Raw genomic sequence first — 1,713 nt, 5'->3', positions numbered from 1 at the left:
AAATCCGACCGCGCTGGCGAGTCGGAGATTGACTGGAGGAGGGAACGTGATAGAACCAGTGAAAGTGCGCTGAGTCGGTCGGATTGGGTGTGCTTGAACGTTCGCTAGAAAATGAGCATCAAAACATTCGCTCTAATCTTTTCCCTTTCGGTAGCGTCATGCGAGAAACGTAGTTCAAGTTCGGTGGAGATTGAGTGGGACGAGCATGGAACTTGGTCCGAGAGCATGCTTAAGTCTGCCACCTCCGACCCGCAAATTGTCTACGCATCCAAGAATTCCTTTGGTGAGGCACTTAAAGGGCTAGAAGAGAACTTTAAGGTAGATCGAAGAGAGGTTGGAGCCAGGCCTATCGTGATAGCCAGAAACTACAGTGATAGTTCATACTCGGGAACATTTCACGTTTATGTCTACAGCGGTCACGACTACGAGAATAACGGAGAGACTATATTTGTCTGGGGACGAGTGATGCAGACCACCGTAGGTGGCTGCTTTGGACTCAGGATGTCATTTGATGAGGACAACGACACAATGTCATTATTTGCAAAATTTGAACCAGACGGTCCTGAAGAACTTGTTCTCGAGCAGAAAAGATTCTCTTCCTGTGTGAACGCGTCTCCCAAAACCTACAAGGTTGGGCATCTCTTCGAGGAGGAGTCTCCAGAATAGCGAACAATGCGCAGCACCACAAATCCGACCGCGCTGGCGAGTCGGAGGCTTGACTGGAGGAGGGGACGTGGTAGAACTATCGAAAGCGCGCTGAGTCGGTCGGATTGGGTGTGCTAGAACGTTAGCTGAAAATATGCAGACCATTGCTCAAATCCTTTCCCAGATTGAGTCGAGGTGGGAAGTGGTTGCTAGGAAGGAAATCGATCGGGCTGTAACTGATTCCAAGCTAGAAGATGTATACGTCGCCGGATTCTGGCTTTTCTACACAGACGGAAGCGCATTCTATCCTCCCTATCTTTCAATCAACTCTAGGAGTGGTAATTTGAACTTGTACGACAAGTGGTCACCCCCAGAATGGCTGCATGGCCTCGACGGAGCGACAGATGCTATGGCGAGTGAATATGAGCCTTTAATGGAGGCATTGAGGGATAAACCGGAGTCGGAATGGGACAATGTGATCGAACAGCACTACGAATTAATTTCTCGCGTGTCTCAGAGTCTCACGAAGACCTTTCGTGAAGAAGGCGCAATAGCGACTACGGACGATTTTTTAGCCTGCATTCTTGATCATCAACACGGGGACACAGAATCGGAACGTCTGTCACGCCTCAGTATTGGCGGTATCATGCCCGAAGACCTCCAGAGATTCTTCGCCGATAGGAACAGCTAACAATGCGCCGCTGCCAAACCCGTTCGCGCTGGCGAGTTGGCGATTGACAGCATGTTTGTAGGCTGTAGAAGTAGTGAAAGCTCGCTGAACGAACGGTTTGGCAGGGCTTGAACGTTATCCAATGTAAGCATTGCGGACTTTGCATTGTTTTGAATGGCGAGTTCGCGGTGACGGATGCTCAGTAACGAGGTTTTGCGCGGTAGGCGAGTTCGGCGTCTCGGTTCGGTGGTTGGCAGTGCGCGGTAGGCGAGTTCACAGTTGATGGATTCTGTGGTTGGCTGTGGAGAAGTTTGGCGAGTTCGAGGTGACGAAGGTTCTACGCGATGGGTGATTCGAAGCGTTGACGGAGCTTGAGGACACCGAGTTCGAGGTATACT

2 protein-coding genes are annotated in these 1,713 nt (G+C 50.5%); both read left to right on the top strand.

Features of this window, described 5'->3' with window-relative positions; all coding sequences use genetic code 11:
* Positions 1 to 111 precede the first annotated feature (111 nt).
* A complete protein-coding gene (locus IE099_RS20500; protein WP_189574664.1) occupies positions 112 to 666 on the top strand; it encodes a hypothetical protein in 555 nt (184 codons plus the stop codon).
* 133 nt (positions 667 to 799) lie between these two features.
* Positions 800 to 1,336 (top strand): hypothetical protein, encoded by a 537-nt coding sequence (locus IE099_RS20495; protein ID WP_189574662.1) that lies wholly within the window; start codon positions 800 to 802, stop codon positions 1,334 to 1,336.
* Positions 1,337 to 1,713 lie beyond the last annotated feature (377 nt).

Source organism: Roseibacillus persicicus, from assembly GCF_014651675.1.
Taxonomy (GTDB): domain Bacteria; phylum Verrucomicrobiota; class Verrucomicrobiia; order Verrucomicrobiales; family Akkermansiaceae; genus Roseibacillus; species Roseibacillus persicicus.
This window is presented reverse-complemented; position numbering and strand designations above follow the sequence as displayed.

Coding starts and splice junctions, on each gene's coding strand:
- IE099_RS20500 (WP_189574664.1), top strand. CDS start 112: ATGAGCATCAAAACATTCGCTCTAATCTTTTCCCTTTCGGTAGCGTCA.
- IE099_RS20495 (WP_189574662.1), top strand. CDS start 800: ATGCAGACCATTGCTCAAATCCTTTCCCAGATTGAGTCGAGGTGGGAA.